Origin of the sequence: Rouxiella chamberiensis (genome assembly GCF_026967475.1) — a bacterium.
GTDB classification, from domain to species: domain Bacteria; phylum Pseudomonadota; class Gammaproteobacteria; order Enterobacterales; family Enterobacteriaceae; genus Rouxiella; species Rouxiella chamberiensis.
In genome coordinates this window covers 4,450,195-4,463,543 of sequence record NZ_CP114058.1, presented here as the reverse complement: position 1 = coordinate 4,463,543, position 13,349 = coordinate 4,450,195, and the positions used below count along the sequence as shown (strand labels likewise).

Sequence of the window (13,349 nt, the reverse complement as noted above, 5' to 3'; positions counted from 1 at the left end):
TTACAGCCCCATTTTGACCAGTTTCGGCAGGTTTTCCTTGTCGAGACTTTCGGTACGATTGCCGACAATCGTGTGCGTCGTTTCATCGACTTTCACTTTGCCCATGCCTTCGATGTCCATCCCGTCCGTGATTTTCTGCCCTTTCTCAATCATTCCTGCGATGCGCACGAAAAGCTCGCCGGCAACCATGGGATTCCAGATAAAGCCACCATCGATAGCGCCGTTTCTCACAAGCGAAGCGCCCTGACCCGGACTGAATGGCCCGTAAACGCAGATGTCATCGGTCTTGCCGCGATTAAGAACCGCACGACCCGCGCCGATGGGGCCCTGCGAACCAATTGCCAGAATGCCTTTCAGATCAGGGTATTTGGACATCAGATCATTGGTGGTTCGGATGGTGTCATCCAGAGATTCCGCAACCCCGAAACGGTCGCCCACCTGATGCATATTGGGATAGTGTTCCTGCTGATACTTGACGGCCGCATCGGCCCATCTTTTGTGTACCGGCACTGTCAGACTGCCGACGTAAACCGCGTAATTTCCGGTTTCTTTCATGCATTTCGCCAGCGCAATCATGTGGTTGATGCCGTGCTGTTCAGCATCGACCATCTCGAAATCCCAGTCTGCGTATTTCTGATCCGGTGATTCGTGCGTGATTATCTTGATGCCTGCGTCGTGGGCGCGCTTGAGTACCGGCTCCAGCACCTTGGCGTCATTCGGCACAACGCCGATGATATCGACCTTCTGGGCAATCAAGTCTTCGATGGCGCGAACCTGCAACGCGGGGTCGGCACCGGTTGGGCCGACCTGCCAGGCATCGATGCCCTCTTTGGCCGCTTCCTGCTTGATGCCGACTTCCATCGCGTTGAACCACGGATTGCCGCCGACTTTGACCACGACGCCCATCCGGATTTTGTCGGCGGCATGCGCCGAGAGAGACAGAGCGGCGGCGGCAAACAGACAGGCCAGGACAGTTTTCTTCATGTTTTTCACTCCACAAGGTGTCAGTTTTGCCGCAGTCAGTGACTCGCCACGGCTGTTATTGTTGTTGTGACTAAGAGGTAAAAGTTTCCGGGCTTACATTTCAGGTTCTGGACCGGCTTTTCACCGGCGCCACTTCAATCACGTTAACGTTGCTCCAGGCCAGCTCCTGTCTGAACTCTTCATCGTCAAGCGAATCGGTAATCAGCGTGTCTATCTCGCGGTAATGACAAATACGTGCAAACGAACGACGACCAAATTTGCTGGAGTCGGCCAGCAGAATCTTGTGTTCCGACGACAGCAGCATCTGCTGTTTCAATCGGGCGTGATGCTCGTTGCTTTCGCGGATCCCGCCTTCATGACTGATGCCGTGACAGGAGAAAAACAGCTTGTTAATCACGAACTCTTTCAAGATCTTTTCGGCCAGCACGCCAATGAAATCTTCATACTTTGCCGAATACTCTCCGCCCAGCCCGATGGTCTTGACGTTGGCCTTGGCCGCCAGCGTTTGAATGATGTGCAGGGAATTCGTCAGCACCACCAGCTGGATGTCCGGCAGCTGGCGGGCGAGAAACCAGCTGGTTGAACTGCTGTCGAGCAGCAGACAGTCGCCCGGATTAATGAAGGCCAATGCCCGTTTGGCGATCCGCGTTTTCTGATCCGGCGCCTGATTGCTGCGGTCACGAAACGATTCTCCCTGCTCGATTTGCGACGGCACATAGAGCTTTTCGCTTTCCTGCTCACTCACAAACACCGCGCCGCCGTGACTGCGTTGCAACACACCGCGTTTCTCCAATAGCGAGAGATCACGGCGAGCCGTTTCCATCGATATCTGACACATGGCGGCTACTTCCTGCACCAGCACACGACCGCGCTGGCTAAGGACTTCGGTAATAAAACGATGACGTTCGACAGGCAGCATTTTTGTCCCCTTCCTGATGTTCAATAAGATACGCAAGCGCCCGAGTGATGAATGCGCGTTGCCTCAAAGCCGATCGCGCAGTCTTTTTGCCGCGCTCGCCATGTGATAGTTGTCAAAAAAAATGAGAAAAGGTGAAATGAATTAATTGCGATTTGCCGCCTTGCTAGCATTAAATCGCTTTTAATCTTGCAAACGGTCATCGGGATTACAGCAAACGGTCACAAAACCACGACGTCATGACTGACCGTTAATGACCGTTTATGTGGGATTGACCGAATTCGGTCAGAGGAGAGGTGACGGATAGTCGTGACAGGCTAAAGAGAAGTCCCTTGTGCGAGGGCCGCAACCCGACGACGTCTCCTGCCCGCAATAAAAAGCGACCCTGCGGGTCGCCTTTTACAGACGCTGTCTGCCCTTTCATTCTGGCGTGCTACAGCGGTTTTCGGGCTGTTTCCCGGGAGGCAAACACGGCCAGCAAGGTCAGCAGCAACGCCACGGTGACATAAGCTGAAACGGCGAATGTCGTGCTGTACTCCTTATACAGCGAGGTGATTATCAGGGGCGCAAATCCGCCGCCGACAATACCGGAAAGCGTATAGGCCAGTGAAGACCCCGCGTAACGCACTCGCGCCGGGAACTGTTCGGTGACGAAGGCCGCCTGAGGTCCGTACATCATCGCGTGAACCTGCAAGCCTCCGATTACCGCCAGACAGATAAGCACCGGATGTGCGCTGTCGAGCAGCATAAAGAACACGAAAGACCAGACAATCGCCAGCGCAGCGCCCAGCATGTAGACCGGACGACGCCCCCATTTGTCCGACAGTGCGCCAAACAGGGGAACGGTAATGGCATTGCCCAGCGCGCCCAGCATGGTTGCCGTCAGCGCCAGCGGACGCGGCAGGTTCAGCACCGTCGTCACGTAGGTCAGCGTAAAGACCACCACCAGCGCGTAAAGCACATCGGAACCAATTCGCGCGCCACCGGCCACCAGCAACGGACGCAGATGCTGCGTAAACACCTCTTTAATCGGGGCGTGTGTCGTGTTTTTGGTTTGCTCGAGCTTGAGGAAGGCCGGCGTTTCACCCACGCCGCGGCGCAGCCACAGGCCAAAGATAACCAGCACCAGGCTCAGCACGAAAGGAATGCGCCAGCCCCATTGCTGGAAGTCTTCTGCCGAGAGAAACACGGTCACCAGCGTAATAAGGCCGGTACCAATCAAGGTGCCGCAGGAAGGGCCGACCTGGGCAAAAGAGGCATTGCGACCGCGCTGCTCGGGTTTACCGTGTTCCATCGACAGCAATACCGCGCCAGCCCATTCGCCGCCGAGGGCAATCCCCTGAATAAAGCGCAGACTGACCAGCAGCAACGGACTCCAGATCCCCCAACTTGCATAACCCGGCAGCAGGCCCATCAGCGCAGTGGTCACGCCCATGATGACAAGCGTGGTGACCAGCACGAACTTACGGCCAAGCACATCGCCCAGATGCCCGAAGATCATGCCGCCGATAGGACGGGAAACATAACCTACGGCATAGGTCGAGAACGCCAGAATGGTGCCGACCAGCGGATCGAAAGACGGGAAAAACACATGGTTGAAAATCAATGCCGCCATGATGTTGTAGACGGTAAAGTCATACCACTCCAGCGCGGTCCCTATCGAGCTTGCCGCTGCCAGGCGGCCGGTTTTAGGCGGCGCGTGCTCGGTATCGGCGGTATTTTTTGGCAAAACCTTTGGATCGGTAGAAGAAAGACTCATGATTTCAACTCCTGTGCAGTAAGTTGCCAGCCAAGGCCATAGTGCAGCACGTCGGCCAACGGGCAATCCAGAGCGTGGCAGGCATGAGCCGCCAGACGCTGCGAGGCTTCGACGCTGCTGCTTTCAATCAGCATCATGGGGAATAACACGCGATTTTCGGTGGACTCTTTCGGCAGCGGCGTGCTGAGTGCGGCGTCAGGGGTCAGCAGGCTCGAGCGAATAAATCCGCTATGGGCAGAAAGCGTTTCTCCGAGCGCGGCAATGGCGTCTTCCCGAGTGCCTTCCGGCAAGGCAAGAATGGCAAGATGGCTGCCAGTGCCCATTCCAACCACGGCACGGATGGCGCACACGCGGCGCATTGGCGAGCGCATTTTTTGCAGGTTGGCTACCGACCACGCTGTCTGGCGGGTAAAGGCTGCGTGATAGGCCGCAGAAGTGAAACTCTCCAGAGACTCGGTTTTGTAGAGGCCGAGATATTTACGTCCGCCCTGCAACGCCTGATAGCGGGTGCCGGAAAGAAATCCTTCGATACGTACGCGTTCTTCAACGTGTTCGCGGTCGTACCATTGATTGAAATCCGCTTCGTCCTGAGCGGCGACGTCTGTGGCGACAAAAAGCATGCCCTGATTTGAAGAGTTCATTGTCTGTCCTGTCTTTATCCAGAGTGATTGTGGTGTTGTAAAATAAGTGCCGAAAAAATCTCTATTTCTGTTGTTCCTGCCGCAGCCTTTACCGGGCTTTGAGGCAGCGTTCCATTTCCAGCGCCCAGCTCATCAGCGTTTCGTCCTGCATCGGTAAAGCCGCGACCATCAGTCCGACCGGCGCCTGACCTTCAGCCTGACAAGGAAGGGAAACCGCACAGCCGTCGAGGAAGTTGATGACGGAAGGGTTGCGCAGTGCCGCGCCGTTAACGCGGAAATAGGTCGCCTCGTCGGCTTCCAGTTCGGCAATGGTCGGGGCGATAAATGGCACTGTGGGCATCAGGAGTGCGTCGTATTGTTGAATCTTGCTGCCAACGCGCTGTTGCCAGTCGGCGCGCTGACTGACCAGTTGCTGACGATCGCTTTCACCCAGCGGTTCGCCACGACGAATGCGCGAAACGACGCGAGGGTCATAACCTTCGGCGCGTTCGGCAATCAGCGGTTTATGCCATGCCCAGGACTCCAGCGCGGTAAATCCGCCGGTGGCGTTGATGCTGGCGAGTTCCGCGAGTTCTTCGAGCGGGATCTCGGTAATCTGCGCCCCGCCCTGTTTCAGGGTGGCGATGGCCTGCGCAAAGGCGGCGCTCACCTCTGCATCCAGGCCGTCCAGCACCAGCGTTTGCGGAATGGCAAAATGGGCATCGGCAAGATGTTTCACTGTCAGCGACAACGGATTCCCGGCGATGGCGGCGTCCAGCGCCACGCAGCTCGCCACGTCGCGGGCTATCGTCCCGACCGAATCCAGCGAGGCCGAAAGCGGCAGTACGCCCGACAGAGATATGCGGCGAGCAGTAGGTTTGAAGCCGGTCAGGCCGCAGAAAGCTGCCGGAATTCGCACCGAACCGCCGGTGTCGCTGCCGACGGCACCGAACGACATCTCATCGCTGACCGACACTGCCGCGCCGGAAGACGAGCCGCCCGGAATGCGGCGCGCGGCGCGGTCCCACGGATTTGCCGGCGTGCCGTAATGAGGATTGATGCCCAAACCGGAATAGGCGAATTCCGTCATGTTGGTTTTACCGACAATGACCGCGCCAGCAGCCAGCAGCCGCGTAACGATATCGGCATGGGCCTCGGCAGCAGGGGCATCAGCCAAAACGCGCGAACCGCCGGTCGTGGCTTCGCCCTGCACGTCGAACAGATCCTTGATGGATACCGGCACGCCGTCGATAGCCGACAAGGTTTCACCCGCCGCGCGGCGTTGAGTAGAAGCCGCCGCCTGCTCGCGCGCCCAGTGTTCATAAACCTGAGTAAATGCCCGCGCGCCCTCGCCTTCGGCGGCATTGATGTTGGCCAGCACGCGCTCTGTCAATTGCGTGGCCGTGACGGTGCCGAGTGCCAGCTGGTTCGATAGCCTGTTGCAGGCTTGGAAAAATCTGCGATGTCATGGTGATGCTCCTCAATCGGGGTCGGCGTCCGGTCGCGATTAGGCGACAACGGGCAGTTCAAGGCTTAAATAGGTGTGGCTGATGCTGCGACCCAGAATCTCGTCGACAAGCTCCATCCGGAATTCCGTTGCAGGACGGATGCCACCTATGGCCGCGACCGTGCCGCAGGTCATGCCCAGACCGTCGGCAGGCACTTCACTTTCCTCGAGATAACGGCTTAACAGGTCGTCAGGTTTGCGCAGGCTGGAAAGCGGGCCTTCCTGATACAGTCGGTATTCGCCGTCTTCTTTTATCCATGCACGCAGAATCAGCTGGTCCCAATGTTCAGCGACGTCCTTCATCCGCCACGCGGTCGTGGCGACGGGCTTGATGCACAGCTGCTTGGAAAGCGCGACACTGTGTGATTCCAGCTCGCGGTCCGTGTGGTCTGAGGCCAGCGAAACAAACATCTCGCCCCGATGGGTAAAAATAAAGACTTCGGCTTCACCGGAACTAGCGCTACCGATGACCTCCACCGTTTTATCCTGAGTCAGCTGGTTGGCCGCCACGCGGTAAAACAGCGGGACTGCACTCGGACGGGGCACGCCTATTGCTTCAAGCTCACTGATATGGTGCAGAATGGCGTCGGGGTCGCGGCCTGCCCAACCGGCAATCACCAGCTTGTCGATATCGGCTTCGAACGTTGAAAATCCTGGGTTTTTATCGGTACTTTCGGGCAGGGAAAAGGTCAGTTTCATGGCTTGGCATCCTCGGGAAATCGGTCTGTTTTAAAAACACAGTGAAATTTCACTATAACTTTATTCATTAAATAAGCGATTTCCGTGCCATGTTTTTGTGTAGAATGTCTAAAAATTAATTCGGCGGGAGTAAGGCGTGAAATCTGTGGACGCAGAAAGTCATGGAACAGCGGTAAGCGATGAATCCAGTTTGTCGTTAAACGAGCAGGCCTATCGCCGCTTTAAGCAGGCGCTGGTGACTCTCGGTTATAAACCGGGCGAATATTTGAATACCGCGCAGGTGATGAACGATCTGTCGATGGGCCGCACGCCTATCAATCAGGCTATCCATCGTCTGTCGAATGAAGGGCTGCTGCAGATTATTCCGCGCAAGGGGGTCATGGTGTCACCGCTGTCGATAGATGACGCGCTTGAGCTTATCGAGGTCCGCCTGGCGAACGAGGTGCTCTGCATGAAGCTGGCAAGCCCGCGTATTTCACTGCAGGATCTCGAAGAACTCGAGGCCATCAACCACCAGATTGAACTGGCCAGCGAACGGCGCGATCGCAATCGCATGATGCTGCTGGATAACCAGTTTCATCAGCGTCTTGCGCAGGTGGCCGGCAACAAGATGCTGATGGATATTCTCAGTGTGCTGCACGCACAGGCGCAGCGCTTCTGGGCCAGTTCGCTCTCCAAGGAGGGCCACGTGCAGGAAGTTATCAAGGAACACCGGGCCATTATCCACGCGCTGGCCGAACAAAATGCCGAGGCTGCTGCCCAAGCCGCCGAAGCGCATATTCTGTCGTTCCGCAATGCGCTGCTGCGGGGCTAACAGTCTTACTTTCCGCCCGCAAGGTCGATAAAACTGCCGGTCACGTAAGAGGCGGCTTCTGAAAGCAGCCAGACGATTGCCTCTGCCACTTCTTCGGGTTGTCCACCCCGCTGCATGGGCAAACCGGCTTTCACTCTATCCACACGACCCGCTTCTCCGCCGCTGGCGTGGATTTCGGTGTAGATCAATCCGGGCCTGACGGCATTGACGCGAATGCCCTGTGCGGCCACTTCCAGCGAAAGACCGGTAGTCAGCGCGTCTACCGCGCCTTTCGACGCCGCATAATCGACGTATTCGCCGGGTGCGCCCAGTCGAGATGCCGCCGAAGAGACATTGACTATCGCGCCGCCCTGCCCGCCGTGTCGGTGAGACATGATGTTGACCGCCTCCCGGCAACACAGGAAGTATCCGGTCACGTTCGTGCTCAACACACGATTGATACGCTCTGCCGAGAGGTTTTCAATCGTCGATTGTTCAAACAAAATGCCTGCGTTATTCACCAGCGCCGTTAATGGCCCCCACGTCGCCACAATGTGGGCAAACATTGCGACAACCTGATGTTCGCTGGAAATGTCCGCCTGCACGGCCATCGCCGTCCCGCCGCGAGCGGTAATCTCGTCGACAACCTGTCGCGCAGCTTGATGGTTGTTCACATAATTAACCGCGACCTGATAACCTTTTTCCGCCAGTAACAGCGCCGTAGCACGACCAATGCCACGGCTGCCGCCAGTGACCAGAGCAATTTTCTTCATCTTCTTAAACCTTTGGCAAACGTTCAGGATTGAGTGAAAAATGGGCGGTTTTATTCTGCCCTTTTATCGCCGAATGCGTATGATGTTGCTTACACTTCATCAAGATAGTCAATAATACAGGGAATAATAACCATGCCTGCCCGTTGCCTGCCGTTTCCCGCATTAACCTCGTCTTTTCCCATTCTTATGGGCAAAACCTTTTGCCGCGCACTGCTGTTTAGTGCCGTCACGGCGGCGACCCTGCCGCTTGCGGCGCTGGCCTCGGACAAAGACACTCTGCCGGGTCTTATCAATCAGCGGCTTTCCTACATGAAAGACGTGGCAGGCAGCAAGGCAGTCAATCATCAACCGGTCGAGGTGTTGTCTCAGGAAGATAAAGTGCTGGTCGCCACGCAACAGACGGCAGAAAAGCTGGGGCTTGATCCTCTCTCCGTAAAGCCTTTCATCGTGGCGCAGATGAGTGCGGCCAAGGCCATTCAATATCGCTATCGCGCAGACTGGCTGGCCTCACCCGAAACCGCGTGGCAGCCGCGTCCTCTGGACGAGGTCAGAAAAAATATTGCCTCGCTTTCCGACCAGATTCTGCAAAGGCTGGCGCTGGAGTTAAAGGCCAACGGCAAAATCTCTCCCGACAATCAGGCCGAATTTATTGAAGACTTACAGCAGGATAATCTGACTCGGGCCGACAAGATCCAACTCTATCACGCGCTTGGGCAGGTGCATCTCAAAGCGCAAAAATGAAAACGGCTCGTTATGTAAAATGAGCAAAAGTTGCTATTTTGTAATGCAGGTTATTTCGAATCATTTGGTTCAATGTATAATGCGGCCGGATTTCCTTCTGCACTTCAGGCCTCATACTCGATGAAAACAAGATTTTTGACTCTTTCCCCTCTGGCCGCAAGTCTTCTGTTCTGGTCCGCGGGGAGTTTTGCTCAGGCGCAAGCCGTTGATTTTTGGCATCAGGATACCTTAACCGGCGATTGGGGCGGCGAACGCACCCAATTGAAGAATGACGGCGTAACCCTCACGGGGGAATACGTCTCCGAAACCGCAGGCGTTATCAGCGGCGGTGAAAGCTACGGCACCCGCTATGCCCAGCAGGTCAAAGTCGGCGCAACCTTTGATCTCGACAAGATGCTGGACAGCGACCACGCCGGTACCGTGCAATTGCTGATTAACGACCGCCGCGGCCGCAGCACCTCCGAAGATCTGGTCGGCAACCGCCTGCCAGTGCAGGAAGTGGCGGGCGGCTATTACACCCGCCTTTCCGAATTCAGCTATGCGAACTGGCTTGCCACGCCAAAACTGACGTACAAGATTGGTTTGATGGCGATGGGCAACGATTTTGGCGGCATGTCGCTCCTGACCACCTTCATGAACGCCGCCTTCTGCGCGCATCCGTTGACCATGTCGGGCGGCAGCGGCTGGGGCAACTATCCTTCGGCGCATCTGGGTGGCGAAATCAAATATCAGCTCAATGACAGCTGGGCGATTCAAACCGCCGTTTTCGATGTCAATCCGCGCACCAGCAGCGCGCCGTCCAAGGCCTTTAATCCGTTTGTTCACGGCACGACCGGCGCCATCATTCCGGTTGAAGCGATTTACAGCTATCACGGTGACCTGCCGGGCCAGTATAAATTTGGCTACTACCACGATACGTCGAAAGTCTCGCGCATCGACAACAGCGACAGCCTCTCTTCAGGACGCAGCGGGGGTTACATTCTCGGCGATCAGACCATTTGGAAGTCTTCGACCAACAAGGCGCAGTTCCTTCATCTGTTCGGCGAATGGACTACGGCCGATAAAGCCACTGCCACTTTCCGCCACTGGTATTCGGCAGGTTTTGTGCTGACCGCTCCGTTCGAGTCGCGCCCTAAAGATGCCATCTCCATCGGGTACGGCAAGGCGGTGTACAATCGCAACAGCCGCAACAATGACATCGCCAGTCTTCAGGCGGCCGGCGATTACGCGGGCGCGGATACCGTTTCCGGTCTGGATCGCGCAGAGCAACTGGTCGAGCTGACCTACAGTCTGCAGGCTACGCCGTGGCTGTCGGTGCGTCCGAGTCTGCAATACATCAAAGAGCCGGGGGCTTTCACCAACAAGCAGATTACCGATGCGTGGGTCGCAGGCGTGCAGGTTAAAATCCAGCTCTAACCGGGTGTAGGCGTTTTCGACACCCGATTGAGAAGCAAAAAAATCCCTGACAGTGATGTCAGGGATTTTTTTATGGGGCGTCGAACCCCGTGTACAGCCGATATCTGCGCTGCCAGCGGAACACTCCGGCAGCGCGAGGCGATTATTCGTAGTCGGCAATCGGCACGCATGAGCAGAACAGATTACGATCGCCGTACACGTCGTCGAGACGTTTTACGGTCGGCCAGTATTTGTCGTCGCTGCCCGCAGGGAACACTGCCAGCTCGCGGCTGTAGGCGTGCTCCCACTCGCTGACCAACTCGGCCTGCGTGTGCGGCGCGTTAACCAGCGGGTTGTCCTGCAGCGTCCATTGACCTTGCGCGACCTGCTCAATTTCAGCGCGGATCGCCAGCAATGCATCGACAAAACGGTCGATCTCGACTTTGCTCTCTGATTCGGTTGGCTCGACCATTAGCGTGCCCGCAACCGGGAACGACATGGTCGGCGCGTGGAATCCGTAGTCGATCAGACGTTTGGCGATATCCATTTCACTGATACCGGTCGCCTCTTTCAGCGGGCGGATATCCAGAATGCATTCGTGCGCCACCCGGCCATCTCGGCCGGTGTACAGCACAGGATACGCATCCTTCAAGCGGGTCGCGATATAGTTGGCGTTAAGAATAGCCACCTGGCTCGCCTGCTTCAGGCCTTCCGCGCCCATCATGCGGATGTACATCCAGCTGATAGGCAAGATGGAGGCGCTGCCGAACGGTGCCGCCGAAACCGCGCCGTTCTGGGTCAGCACGCCGTCAATCTGCACGACGCTGTGACCCGGTACAAACGGGGCCAGATGCGCTTTCACGCCGATAGGACCCATGCCCGGACCGCCGCCGCCGTGTGGAATGCAGAAGGTCTTGTGCAGGTTGAGGTGCGAAACATCGGCGCCGATATAGCCTGGCGTGGTGATGCCGACCTGCGCATTCATGTTTGCGCCGTCGAGGTAAACCTGACCGCCGTACTGGTGAACAATCTGGCACACTTCGCGAATGGTTTCTTCATACACGCCGTGGGTAGACGGGTAAGTCACCATGATACAGGACAGTTCGTCGCCCGCCTGCGCCGCTTTCTCGCGCAGGTCATTCAGGTCGATATTGCCCTGTTTGTCACAGGCGACCACCACTACGCTCATGCTCGCCATCTGGGCCGACGCCGGGTTCGTGCCGTGCGCGGAGCTTGGAATAAGACAGATATGACGACCGCCTTCGTTACGGCTTTCGTGATAATGACGAATCGCCAGCAGACCCGCGTATTCGCCCTGCGCGCCGGAGTTTGGCTGCATGCAGACCGCGTCATAGCCCGTCAATTGAACCAGCCACTGGGAAAGCTGACCTATCATCTGCTGGTAGCCGGCTGCCTGCTCGATAGGGCAGAACGGGTGCAGCGAGGCAAATTCAGGCCAGGTGATAGGGATCATCTCGGCCGCAGCATTGAGCTTCATGGTGCAGGAACCCAGCGGGATCATCGCCTGATTCAGCGCCAGATCCTTTTTCTCGAGACGATGCATATAGCGCATCATTTCGGTTTCACTGTGATATTGGTTGAATACCGGATGCGTAAGGACAGGATCCTGACGCAGCATGGCGGCAGGGATCGCGTTGCTGTCAGTGCTGGCGGCCTTGTCGAGCGCATCGATATCCAGCCCGTGATCCTCGCCCAGCAGCACGGAGAACAACACCTGCACGTCTTCGCGAGAAGTGGCTTCATCGAGGGTAATACCGACCGCATTGTGAATATCGGTACGGAAATTCAGGCCAAAGCTCAGGGCGCGATCCAGCACGGCGGCTTTGTCCTGCACGTCAACGGTCAGCGCGTCGAACCAGCTTTGATGGCGCAGGGTCAAACCGCCTTTTTTCAGGCCTGCGGCCAGAATGCCGGTCAGACGATGAATGCGGTTGGCGATGCGTTTCAGACCTTCAGGCCCGTGGAATACGGCGTACAGGCTCGCGATGTTGGCCAGCAGCACCTGCGAGGTACAAATGTTGGAGTTGGCTTTCTCGCGGCGGATATGCTGCTCGCGGGTTTGCATCGCCATGCGCAGCGCGGTGTTACCGGCGGCATCGCGGGAAACGCCGATAATGCGGCCCGGCATGGACCGTTTGAATTCGTCGCGGCAGGCAAAGAATGCGGCGTGTGGACCGCCGTAGCCCATCGGCACGCCAAAGCGCTGCGCGGAGCCAAAGACCACGTCGGCACCCTGCTTGCCCGGTGCGCTCAACAGCACCAGCGCCATGATGTCGGCGGCAACGCTTGTAATAATCTTGCGGGATTTCAGCTCGGTAAACAGCGCGCTGTAATCGTGGATTTCACCGGTTGTGCCGACCTGCTGTACCAGCACGCCAAACACGCCGTCGAGATCCAGCACTTTTTCGGCCTTGTCGACGATGATGTCAAAACCAAAGGTCTCGGCACGGGTGCGCACGACGTCCAGCGTCTGTGGATGCACGTCGTCGGCCACGAAGAAACGGTTCGCGTCTTTCAGCTTGCTGGCGCGTTTTGCCAGCGCCATCGCTTCTGCGGCGGCGGTCGCTTCATCGAGCAGCGAAGCGGAGGCCAGATCCAGACCGGTCAGGTCGAGGGTCAGCGTCTGGAAGTTCAGCAGCGCTTCGAGACGGCCCTGCGACACTTCCGGCTGATAAGGCGTATAGGCGGTGTACCAGCCCGGATTCTCAAGCATGTTGCGCAGGATAACCGGCGGGGTCAGCACGGCACTGTAGCCCATGCCGATGTAGGATTTGTAGCACTGGTTCTGGCTGGCAATCGCCTTCAGCTCCGCCAGAGCCTGATGCTCGGTCACCGCATCGCCGACCGCAGGAGGACCCGGTAACTGGATGTCGGCCGGAACAATCTGCTGGATTAGGGCGTTCAGCGAGTTCGCGCCTACGGTTTCCAGCATCTGCTGCTGCTGAAGGGATGAAGGACCGATATGGCGACCGATAAAGGCTTCGCTGTGTTCAAGTTGGCTAAGAGTCTGAGTCATGTGCTACGCATTCCTAAATCTTGCATTGAGGTATCGAGACAACGCGTTACTGAAATTATCGAACTACTCACTATTTACCCGGGGTCATTGGCGCGACGGCAAGGCGGCCAATGCGGCTGTCGTTT

General features: G+C 57.0%; 11 protein-coding genes. 3 read left to right on the top strand and 8 right to left on the bottom strand.

Annotation, left to right across the window (positions count from 1 at the left end; genetic code table 11):
* From O1V66_RS20915 to O1V66_RS20890, 6 genes are all read right to left on the bottom strand, one after another.
* Nucleotides 1-984, bottom strand: coding sequence for a substrate-binding domain-containing protein (locus tag O1V66_RS20915; protein ID WP_045049567.1), 984 nt, complete (start codon nt 982-984; stop codon nt 1-3).
* Nucleotides 985-1,084: 100 nt separating this feature from the next.
* The gene (locus O1V66_RS20910; protein WP_045049568.1) at nt 1,085-1,903 is read right to left on the bottom strand and encodes a DeoR/GlpR family DNA-binding transcription regulator; all 819 of its coding nucleotides are present in this window, start codon (nt 1,901-1,903) and stop codon (nt 1,085-1,087) included.
* A 430-nt stretch (nt 1,904-2,333) separates the two neighbouring features.
* Nucleotides 2,334-3,659: an MFS transporter gene (locus tag O1V66_RS20905; RefSeq protein ID WP_045049569.1), complete on the bottom strand. Its 1,326-nt coding sequence runs from the start codon at nt 3,657-3,659 to the stop codon at nt 2,334-2,336.
* Complete coding sequence (locus tag O1V66_RS20900; protein ID WP_045049570.1) at nt 3,656-4,300, bottom strand: DUF4286 family protein; 645 nt, start codon at nt 4,298-4,300, stop codon at nt 3,656-3,658. The genes O1V66_RS20905 and O1V66_RS20900 overlap by 4 nt, the downstream gene beginning before the upstream one ends.
* An 88-nt stretch (nt 4,301-4,388) precedes the next feature.
* Complete coding sequence (locus tag O1V66_RS20895; RefSeq protein WP_269128000.1) at nt 4,389-5,672, bottom strand: amidase; 1,284 nt, start codon at nt 5,670-5,672, stop codon at nt 4,389-4,391.
* Between the two features lie 114 nt (nt 5,673-5,786).
* Nucleotides 5,787-6,485 carry a DUF2848 domain-containing protein gene (locus O1V66_RS20890; protein WP_045049572.1) on the bottom strand — a complete coding sequence of 233 codons (699 nt, stop codon included), beginning with the start codon at nt 6,483-6,485 and terminating at the stop codon, nt 5,787-5,789.
* A gap of 136 nt (nt 6,486-6,621) precedes the next feature.
* On the opposite strand from O1V66_RS20890, the gene O1V66_RS20885 reads away from it, so the two are divergent.
* Nucleotides 6,622-7,299, top strand: a complete 678-nt coding sequence (locus tag O1V66_RS20885) for a GntR family transcriptional regulator (RefSeq protein WP_045049573.1) — start codon at nt 6,622-6,624, stop codon at nt 7,297-7,299.
* 5 nt (nt 7,300-7,304) lie between these two features.
* Here O1V66_RS20885 and O1V66_RS20880 read toward each other — a convergent pair whose 3' ends face one another.
* Nucleotides 7,305-8,051: an SDR family oxidoreductase gene (locus O1V66_RS20880; RefSeq protein WP_045049574.1), complete on the bottom strand. Its 747-nt coding sequence runs from the start codon at nt 8,049-8,051 to the stop codon at nt 7,305-7,307.
* A 186-nt stretch (nt 8,052-8,237) separates the two neighbouring features.
* Here O1V66_RS20880 and O1V66_RS20875 point away from each other — a divergent pair, with 186 nt between their 5' ends.
* Together O1V66_RS20875 and O1V66_RS20870 are read left to right on the top strand one after the other, a co-directional pair.
* Nucleotides 8,238-8,792, top strand: coding sequence for a chorismate mutase (locus tag O1V66_RS20875; protein ID WP_045049608.1), 555 nt, complete (start codon nt 8,238-8,240; stop codon nt 8,790-8,792).
* 120 nt (nt 8,793-8,912) lie between these two features.
* A complete protein-coding gene (locus tag O1V66_RS20870) occupies nt 8,913-10,208 on the top strand; it encodes a carbohydrate porin (RefSeq protein WP_052673476.1) in 1,296 nt (431 codons plus the stop codon).
* Nucleotides 10,209-10,350: 142 nt separating this feature from the next.
* Here the strand turns inward: O1V66_RS20870 and gcvP are convergent, their stop codons facing one another.
* Nucleotides 10,351-13,224, bottom strand: coding sequence for an aminomethyl-transferring glycine dehydrogenase (gcvP, locus tag O1V66_RS20865; RefSeq protein WP_045049575.1), 2,874 nt, complete (start codon nt 13,222-13,224; stop codon nt 10,351-10,353).
* Nucleotides 13,225-13,349 lie beyond the last annotated feature (125 nt).

Excerpts from the sequence above, each read along its gene's own strand:
- O1V66_RS20900 (WP_045049570.1), bottom strand. The coding sequence starts at position 4,300 with ATGAACTCTTCAAATCAGGGCATGCTTTTTGTCGCCACAGACGTCGCC.
- O1V66_RS20870 (WP_052673476.1), top strand. The coding sequence starts at position 8,913 with ATGAAAACAAGATTTTTGACTCTTTCCCCTCTGGCCGCAAGTCTTCTG.
- O1V66_RS20910 (WP_045049568.1), bottom strand. The coding sequence starts at position 1,903 with ATGCTGCCTGTCGAACGTCATCGTTTTATTACCGAAGTCCTTAGCCAG.
- O1V66_RS20890 (WP_045049572.1), bottom strand. The coding sequence starts at position 6,485 with ATGAAACTGACCTTTTCCCTGCCCGAAAGTACCGATAAAAACCCAGGA.
- gcvP (WP_045049575.1), bottom strand. The coding sequence starts at position 13,224 with ATGACTCAGACTCTTAGCCAACTTGAACACAGCGAAGCCTTTATCGGT.
- O1V66_RS20880 (WP_045049574.1), bottom strand. The coding sequence starts at position 8,051 with ATGAAGAAAATTGCTCTGGTCACTGGCGGCAGCCGTGGCATTGGTCGT.
- O1V66_RS20915 (WP_045049567.1), bottom strand. The coding sequence starts at position 984 with ATGAAGAAAACTGTCCTGGCCTGTCTGTTTGCCGCCGCCGCTCTGTCT.
- O1V66_RS20905 (WP_045049569.1), bottom strand. The coding sequence starts at position 3,659 with ATGAGTCTTTCTTCTACCGATCCAAAGGTTTTGCCAAAAAATACCGCC.
- O1V66_RS20875 (WP_045049608.1), top strand. The coding sequence starts at position 8,238 with ATGGGCAAAACCTTTTGCCGCGCACTGCTGTTTAGTGCCGTCACGGCG.